Origin of the sequence: Streptomyces sp. PA03-6a (assembly GCF_033792765.1) — a bacterium.
Classification (GTDB): Bacteria; Actinomycetota; Actinomycetes; order Streptomycetales; family Streptomycetaceae; genus Actinacidiphila.
Genome location: NZ_JARAVK010000323.1, coordinates 1 through 8,554 on the forward strand (window position 1 = coordinate 1; position 8,554 = coordinate 8,554).

Annotated in this window: 6 protein-coding genes; 2 read left to right on the plus strand and 4 right to left on the minus strand. The window is 73.3% G+C overall.

The window, feature by feature from the left end; genetic code table 11:
• Positions 1 to 598 precede the first annotated feature (598 nt).
• On the minus strand, positions 599 to 3,178 hold the full coding sequence (locus PV350_RS41435) for an ABC transporter permease (RefSeq protein ID WP_500338571.1): 2,580 nt from the start codon (positions 3,176 to 3,178) through the stop codon (positions 599 to 601).
• A complete protein-coding gene (locus PV350_RS41440; RefSeq protein WP_499512247.1) occupies positions 3,175 to 3,963 on the minus strand; it encodes an ABC transporter ATP-binding protein in 789 nt (262 codons plus the stop codon). Before PV350_RS41440 ends, PV350_RS41435 begins: the two co-directional genes overlap by 4 nt.
• Positions 3,964 to 4,332: 369 nt before the next feature.
• Here PV350_RS41440 and PV350_RS41445 point away from each other — a divergent pair, with 369 nt between their 5' ends.
• Both PV350_RS41445 and PV350_RS41450 read left to right on the plus strand, forming a co-directional pair.
• Positions 4,333 to 5,817: an MFS transporter gene (locus PV350_RS41445; RefSeq protein ID WP_499512248.1), complete on the plus strand. Its 1,485-nt coding sequence runs from the start codon at positions 4,333 to 4,335 to the stop codon at positions 5,815 to 5,817.
• Positions 5,818 to 5,821: 4 nt separating this feature from the next.
• Positions 5,822 to 6,178, plus strand: a complete 357-nt coding sequence (locus PV350_RS41450; protein WP_500338573.1) for a hypothetical protein — start codon at positions 5,822 to 5,824, stop codon at positions 6,176 to 6,178.
• On the opposite strand, the gene PV350_RS41455 is transcribed toward PV350_RS41450, so the two are convergent.
• On the minus strand, positions 6,163 to 7,125 hold the full coding sequence (locus tag PV350_RS41455) for a DivIVA domain-containing protein (RefSeq protein ID WP_500338575.1): 963 nt from the start codon (positions 7,123 to 7,125) through the stop codon (positions 6,163 to 6,165). The two genes, PV350_RS41450 and PV350_RS41455, sit on opposite strands and share 16 nt — an antisense overlap.
• An 89-nt stretch (positions 7,126 to 7,214) precedes the next feature.
• The coding region (locus PV350_RS41460) for an SUKH-4 family immunity protein (RefSeq protein WP_500338576.1) at positions 7,215 to 8,554 on the minus strand (1,340 nt) is incomplete at its 5' end.

An 8,554-nucleotide genomic window follows, 5' to 3' on the forward strand; every position in this document is an offset into this window, starting at 1 on the left:
CCCACCGGCCGTCATACGCCCGCACAGCGGGAGGTGGTGTGGCGGGGTGCGCCCATGGGGGTCCCCCCGGCCGAAGGCTGGGCGAGTGCGCCGGCGCGGTCAGTGACCGCCTCGCGCGGTCGTTGTGGGGTCGGTGCCGCGCCGGCGCACTCCCCCAGCCTTCGGCCGGGGGGACCCCCACAGCGCTCGCGGTGTACGTCCACATCGTTCGGCGCCCGGGTTCGCCGCTCGTCTCCCCCAGCCTTCGGCCAGGGGGAGCACCCCGCCACACCCCCTCCCACGAGTTGGGGCGACTGACGGCCGGTCGGGGGTGAGTAGGGCACCTGCGGCAACCCCGGACCGCCTTCTCACCCCCTCGGGCCGTTAGTCGCCTACACGACCGGAGGGGGTGTGGCGGGGTACGCCCCCGGCCGAAGGCTGGGGGCGTACCCCGGTGCGGCACCGACCCCACCCCAACGGAGCGCAGGCCCGCACTGACCGCGCCGGGCAATCGGGAGGGCGGCGGGGAAACCGCCCGCCGCAGGCGCAACGCACCCGCACACGACGACGGCCCCGGGCACGCAAGATGCGTACCCGGGGCCGCTGCGCGCTCCGCGCGCTACTCCGTCGCGATCGCACCCAGCACGTTCATCCGCCCCGCCCGGAACGCCGGCACCAGCGCCGCGACGAGTCCGACGAAGGCCGAGCCGATGAAGACGGTGATGATCGTCGGCCAGGGGATCTCCAGGATCCCGAGCCCCTGGAGCGCCAGCAGCTGCTGGGCCGAGGCGCCCCAGCCCATGCCGAGGCCGAGGCCGAGCACCGCGCCGAAGAGGGCGATGACGATCGACTCCAGGCGGATCATGCGCCGCAGCTGCCGCCGCGACATGCCGATCGCCCGCATGAGGCCGATCTCCCGGGTGCGCTCCACCACCGACAGGGCGAGGGTGTTCACGACGCCCAGGATGGCGACGATGATCGCCAGGGCCAGCAAGCCGTAGATCAGGTTGAGCAGCTGGCCGATCTGGTCCTTGAGCAACTGCTTGTAGTCGGCCTGGTTGCGGACCTGGACCTGCGGGAAGTCGTGCAGCGCCTTCTTCAGCCCGGCGTAGGCCGCGTCCTGCTGCCCGTCCTTGGCGGCGGCGAACATGATGTCGTTGATCGGCATCCGGTCGGCCAGCACGTAGCGCGCCGCGGTCGTGATGTTGGTGTACATCGCGCCCTGGTCGAAGACGGTGTCCGCCGAGGTGATCGCGGCGACCGTCAGCGTGGCGGTCTCGCCGTGCGCGAAGCGGACGGCGAGCTCGTCCCCGAGCTTGACCTTGTGCTTGTCGGCGAAGTTCTCGCCGACCGACATCGCGTTGGCGCCGTAGGCGGCCGACAGCTCGCCGGCGACCGTCTTGACCTGGAGGTCCTGGGCGTACGTCGGGTCCGCGGCGGACAGGGAGGTGTCGGACACCGACCCGTCGGGGGCGGTGAGCTTGACGTCGAGGGACTTGTAGTCGGTGACGTGGGCGAGGTGCGGCGCGGCCTTGATGGCCTGCTCGATCTGCGGCGTGATCGGCTGGCCGCTGTCGGAGGCGATGATGAAGTCCGCACCGACCGACTTGTCGAGCTGGTCGGTCGCCGAGGCCACCATGGAGGAGCCGACCACCGACAGGCCGGCGACGAGCGCGAGGCCGATCATGAGGGCGGCGGCGGTGGCGCCGGTGCGCCGGGGGTTGCGCAGCGCGTTGCGCTCGGCGAGGCGGCCGACCGGGCCGAAGGCCCGCAGGACGCCCGCGCTGATCACCCGGACGACGACACCGGCGAGCAGCGGCCCGACGACCACGAAGCCGACCAGGGTGAGCAGGATGCCGAGGCCGAGGAACATCGAGCCGTCCGCGGCCTTGGTGGCCTGCACGGCGGCGACGAGGGCGGCGGCGCCCGCGAGGGTGAGGACGACGCCGATCGAGGCGCGCACCCTGCCGGCGCGGGCGTCGGCGGGGGTGCCGGCGTCGCGCAGCGCGGCCATCGGGGAGACCTTGCCGGCCCGCCGGGCGGGCAGGTAGGCGGCGAGGACGGTCACCACGACGCCGAGGACGAGCCCGATGACCGGGGTGGAGGCCTTGATCGTCAGGGAGGAGGTGTCGAGGTTCATGCCCGCGCTGCCCATGAGGTTCATGAGCAGGACGGCGAGCCCGACGCCGCCGCCGATGCCGAGCACGGAGCCCACCACGCCGAGGAGCAGGGCCTCGACCAGCACCGAGCGGTTGACCTGGCGGCGGCTGGCGCCGATGGCCCGCATCAGGCCGATCTCCCGGGTGCGCTGGGCGACCAGCATCGAGAAGGTGTTGACGATGAGGAAGACGCCGACGAGGACGGCGATCCCGGCGAAGCCGAGCATCGCGTACTTGATGACGTCGAGGAAGCCGGCGATGTCGTTCTGGTTCTCGGCGGTCCACTCGGCCTGGGTCTGCACCTTGTAGCCGGCGGTGGAGCCGAGGGCGGCGGTGACGTTCTTCTTCAGCTGCTCGTCGCTGACCCCGGGCTTCGCGGTCAGCCCGACGCTGCTGAAGACGTCCTTGGCGCCGAGGAGCTTGGTCTGGGTGGTGGCGGTGTCGAAGTAGAAGATCGCCGCACCGGGGTTGGTGACCTTGAAGGTGGCGATGCCGCTGATCCGGGCCCGGAACTCGCCGGGGATGGCGATCACCCGCAGTTCGTCGCCCAGTTCGAGGTGCTTCTTGTCGGCGGTGTCGGCGTCGACCATCACCTCGGTGGGCCCGCGCGGGGCGTGGCCGGAGGTGACGTCGACCGAACGCAGCTCGGTGGAGTCCCAGTTGGTGCCGATGGTGGGGGCACCCGAGGTCGGGCCGAGGTTCTCCCCGGCGGCGTCGGTGACGGTCAGGGTCTGGCTGTTGGCCTCGCCCGACGCGGACTTGACGCCGTCGACCTCCTTCAGCCGCGCGACCGTGGCGGCGGGCACGGTGGCCGCCTTGGTGGTCATCTGCATCTCGTCGTTGCCGGCCGCGCCCTTGGGCGTGACCGTGACGTCCGAGGCGGTGGCGGCGAAGAGCTTGTCGAAGGTGGACGTCATGGTGTCGGTGAAGACGAGCGTGCCGCAGACGAAGCCCACCGACAGCAGGACGGCGATGGCGGACAGCGCCATGCGTCCCTTGTGCGCGACGAAGTTGCGCATCGAGGTCTTGACGACGGTCACGACGTCCTCCCACGGGCGTCGAAGTCCTTCATGCGCTCCAGGACGGAGTCGGCGGTCGGGTCGCGCATCTCGTCGACGATCCGGCCGTCGGCGAGGTAGAGGACGCGGTCGGCGTACGAGGCGGCGACCGGGTCGTGCGTCACCATGACGATGGTCTGGCCGAGTTCGTCGACCGAGCGGCGCAGGAAGCCGAGGATCTCGGCGCCGGCGCGCGAGTCGAGGTTGCCGGTCGGCTCGTCACCGAAAATGATCTCCGGCCGGGCGGCGAGGGCGCGGGCCACCGCGACGCGCTGCTGCTGACCGCCGGAGAGCTGGCCGGGCCGGTGCTTGAGGCGGCCGGCCAGGCCGACGGTCTCCACGACCCGCTGCAGCCACTGGGGGTCGGCCTTGCGGCCGGCGATGTCCATGGGCAGCGTGATGTTCTCGGCCGCGTTCAGGGTCGGCAGCAGGTTGAAGGCCTGGAAGATGAAGCCGATCTTGTCCCGCCGCAGCTGGGTGAGCTTCTTGTCCTTCAGCTTGGTGATCTCGGTCTCACCGACCCAGATCCGGCCGTCGGTCACGGTGTCGAGACCGGCGAGGCAGTGCATCAGGGTCGACTTGCCGGAGCCGGAGGGCCCCATGATCGCGGTGAAGCGGCCGCGGTCGATGTCGACGTCGACCGCGTCCAGGGCCACGACCCGGGTCTCGCCCGAGCCGTACGCCTTGGTGACCTGACGGGCCCGGGCGGCCACGGCCGTACGTTCTCCGCTGCCCCCGGACTTGGGAATCGATACTGCCGTTGTCACTGGACTGCTCCTGTTCGAGTGGTCGTCGCCGCCGTTTCGGGGCGGGCTGCGTCGCGTACCAAGACTGGCTTCGGGGAGGGGGCCGGAACGATGGTGCGGGTCTCCGTATCGGCCCGGGGGTTAGCCCCACCAGAAGGCTAGGGAGCCCAGGAGGGCTCCCTCGTCCTCCGCCGGTACGAACCGGGGGTAGGAGAAAGTTCGGTGGGACCCCTAGGGGGACTGCACCTTTCGGCGGACCCGGCTCGGGGTCGAGCCTGCAGCCTCCGGTCGCGGGAGGTTCAAGCCCCGCCGTCCGGCCTGCGGGAACCCCCTGTGCGCGCGGGGGCCCGGCATGAAATCGTGTGTCGTACACACAACCAGGGGGGTCCCGTGGAGCGCACCGAGCAGCCCGCGACCGCAGCCGCCACCGCTTCCGGGACGGGGCCGCAGCGGCGCGGCCCGGTGGTCGCCGCGCTGATGATGGCCATGGCGCTGGCGGCGATGGACTCCACGATCATCTCCACCGCGGTGCCGCAGATCGTCGGCGAGCTGGGCGGTTTCTCCGTCTTCTCCTGGCTCTTCTCCGGCTACCTGCTCGCGGTCACGGTGACCCTCCCGGTCTACGGCAAGCTCGCCGACACCTTCGGCCGCAAGCCCGTGCTGCTGACCGGCATCGGGATCTTCCTGCTCGGTTCCGTGCTGTGCGCCGGGGCGTGGAACATGGCCGGCCTGATCGCCTTCCGCATCGTGCAGGGGCTCGGCGGCGGCGCCATCCAGGGGACCGTGCAGACGATCGCCGGCGACCTGTACCCGCTCAAGGAGCGCGGCCGCATCCAGGCGGCGATCTCCACGGTCTGGGCGGTCTCCGCCGTCCTCGGGCCGCTGTGCGGCGGGCTGTTCGCCGGCTACGCCAGCTGGCGCTGGATCTTCCTGATCAACCTGCCCGTCGGGGCGGTCGCGCTCCTGCTCATCTCCCGTCATCTGCGCGAGCGGGTCGGCGAGCGGACCCGGCACCGCGTGGACTGGCCCGGCGCGCTGCTGCTCTTCCTCTCCGGCGGGCTGCTGATCACCGGCCTCGTGCAGGGCGGGCCCGCCCGGTGGTGGCTGCTCGGCGGCAGCCTCGTCCTGGGCGCCCTCACCGTGTGGGCCGAGCGCCGGGCCGCCGAGCCGATCATCCCCGGCTGGGTCTGGCGGCGCCGGGTGATCGTCGCCGTCAACCTGGCCCTCGGCATGCTCGGCGTCCTGATGGTGGCCCCGACGGTCTTCCTCCCCACGTACGCCCAGACCGTGCTCGGGCTCGGCCCGATAGCGGCGGGCTTCGTGCTGTCGGTGATGACGCTCAGCTGGCCGCTGTCCGCCGCCCTCAGCAACCGCGTCTACCTGCGCATCGGCTTCCGCAACACCGCCGCCCTGGGCATGGCGGCCGCCACCGTCGTCCTCGTCGTACTGGTGCTGCTCCCGTACGCCGGTCCCGCCTGGCAGCCCACCCTGGTGATGCTGCTGCTCGGTGCCGCCCTCGGGCTCTTCCAGCTCCCCCTGATCGTCGGCGTGCAGTCCACCGTCCCGTGGAGCGAACGGGCCACCGCCACCTCGTCGATCCTCTTCTGCCGCCAGGTCGGCCAGAGCGTCGGCGCGGCCGTCTTCGGCGCCGTCGCCAACGCCACCCTCGCCTCCCGCCTGCACGGCTCCGGCACCGACCTCGACTCCATCGCCGGCGCCGCGCACGTCGACGACCACGTGCGCCGCGCCGTCGCGGCGGCGGTCAACCACGTCTACGCCGGCGCGGCCGTCGCGGCGGTCCTGTCCCTGGCCGCCGTCCTGCTGGTGGCGCCCCGCCGCTTCCCGGTCCTGGAGGAGGACCCGGCGGTACGGTGACGCCGTGGACGCGAAGAGCTACGCGCGCATGCGGGCCATCGCCGCCGAGTTGATGGGGCGCGAGGACACCCGGGCCGTGGAGATCGGCGAGGGCGTCATCACGTTGACGATGCCGCCGGTCAACCGGCACGAGCTGATCGCCCTGCGGCTGCGGCGGCAGATCGAGCGCCAGATGGCCGACGATCCGGACTGGGCCGGCCACGCGCGACAAGACTGTGGCCGTCCTCTCCGATCCGGGGCCGGCGCCCGGCGACGACGCCCCCGTTACCGGGCGCGCCACGACTACGCCTTCCGGGACGCCGTCCCCGTGGGGCCGTGGGTCCCGGACAGCGGGGAGTTCCCCGCCTACGGCGGTTCCTGATCGTCCCCGGGTGAGGGGGAGGGCACGTCGGGGGCGGCGGGGCCCGGTTCCTCCTCGGCGTCGGGGGCCTCGCGCCCAGTGAGGGCGGCGAGGCTGCCACGGACGTGGGCGAGGTGCTCGCGGATCTCCTCCCGGCGGACCTCGTGCTCGCGCAGTTCGCGTTCGGCGGCCAGACGGATGCGCTCCTCCCGCACCCTGGCCTGGGCGAGGAGATCCGCGGCGGCGGCGTCGGCCTCCTCCTGGCGGCGCCGCGCGGCCTCCTCCGTCTCCGCCAGGGCCCGGCGGGCGTCGTCCACCATGGCCTCGGCGTACGAGGTGAGTTCGGCGAGGCGCGAGTCGACCCCGGCCTCGCCCTCAGCGAGTTCGTGCTCCTGGGTGTCGAAGCGCTCGCGGTGCTCCTTCTCCAGTTCGGCGAGCGCCTGTTCGCCCTCCCGCCGCGCGGCGTCGAGCTCCCGGGCGACCTCGTCCCGCAGCAGGCCGGTCTCCTCGCGGGCCTCGCCGAGCACGCGCCCGGCGTCGGCACGGGCCTGCTCCAGCACCTGCTCGGCCTGCTCATCGGCGGTGCCGCGGCGGGCGTGGGCGGCCGCGCGGGCCTCGTCCATGAGGGTGCGGCGGGCGGCCGCGGCCGCGTCGTGCGCGTGCCGGGCCTCCTCCTCGGCCTGTTCGCGTACGGAGGCCGCCTCATCCTCGACCAGCCGCAGCAGGTCCAGTGCGCCCTTCCCGAGGGATTCGTAGGTGGGCGGCGAGAGCGTGGAGACCGCCTCGCGCAGCGCGGCGCACTCCGCGGTCATCTCGTTGGCCAGGACGGTGAGCCGCGCGGCACGCTCCCAGGCAGCGTCGCGGTCCTCGGACAGCTCCTCCAGGAAGCGGTCGACCTGTTCGGTGCGGTACCCGCGGCCACGGACGGTGGCGAAGCCGTGGCCGCCGCGGGGGTGTGCCGTACTCATACCCCTATTCTCGGGGATTTGCCGGATTTACCCATAACGCGACACTCCGACCGGTCCGCAGACCAGCCGGAGCGACGCCGTACGGGGACCTAGAGCATCCCGTCCCACATCTGCTCGATCAGCACCGGCCACCAGTGCTCGGGCGACGCCACCGCCGCGGGGTCGAGCGCGGCCAGCTGGTTCTGGAAGTCGACCGTCCAGCGGCCCGCCTGCTCGGGCGTCAGGCCGAGCCGCCAGCGCCACATCTTCCCGAGCAGTGCCAGGCAGCGGACGAACTCCGGCAGGCTGGTGTTGACGAACTGCGGCACGGGAGCCGTACCGCCCGGCCCGGCCTCCAGCGGCACCGCGACGATGTGCGCCGTGCCGTACTGCACGCACAGCTGGCGGCCGAAGTCATTGCCCATCACCAGGTACGAGCCCGCGTCCGGGGCCGGCTGCACGCCGCGCTCGGCCGCCAGCTCCGCCAGGGTCGGCACCGGCCGCCCCGGCTGGGCCTGCGCCCAGAAGAACGGCCCGAAGTCCACCGGCAGCCCGGACCAGGTGAGCGTCTGCGCGACAAGGTCCGGCACGCCCTGGCGGGCGACCGCCCGCTGGTCGAAGCGGAACACGCCCTGCGGCCCGAAGGACTGCGCCAGTTCCTGCCCGATCGCGTCCAGCGGGACCGGGGGGACCCGCTGGACCTGGTGCGGCTCGGGCAGCGGCACGCGGTGCGGGTGCGCGTGCGCCGGGGCGCTCGCCACCTGGTGCAGCTCGCCGAGGTGCGTCAGCAGGTGCTGCACGCCCGCGCGACGGCTCGCGTGGTCCTTGCCGTAGGGGGCGGTACTGCTGATCCGCACCTGGGGCCAGGTCTCGCGGATCATCCGGGCGCAGTAGCCGCCCGGCAGGTCGCACGACTCCAGCTCCGTGTGCAGCTCCAGCACCGCCTGCGGCGGCACGCCGAGGGCGCGCAGCTCGTGCAGGATCTGCCACTCCGGGTGCGGCGTACCGGGTGCGGAGCGGCGCATCAGCTGCTGTTCCGAGCCGTCCTGCGCGCGGTAGCGGAGCACGGCCAGGTAGCCGGGGCCGACCGTGGGCACCCCGGTGGGCGGCTGCGGCTGGGCCTGCGGCTGCTGGGGGTAGCCGTACGCCGGGGGCTGCGGCGGCGCCGCGACCGGACCGGGCGGCGGCGGGGGCGGTGCCGACGCCCCGGCGGCGCCGTCCGGGCGGGACAGCATCGTCGCGGCCTGGTGCACGTCCCCGGCCGCCGGCCGGTCGTTCGCGGGGAGCTGCTGCACCAGTTGCGTGGGCACGTACCCGGCGGCCGGGGTGCCGGGCACGCCCGGACCGGGCGGCGGCGCGGGCGGTCCGGGCGGTCCGGGAGGGCCGGCCTTCGAGGTCTCGGCGGCGGACACGTCGGCGGCGCCGAGACCTCGAAGGCCGGCCCTCCCGG

Bases quoted from the DNA above. Each gene is read 5' to 3' on its own strand.
- PV350_RS41455 (WP_500338575.1), bottom strand. From the start codon at position 7,125: ATGAGTACGGCACACCCCCGCGGCGGCCACGGCTTCGCCACCGTCCGT.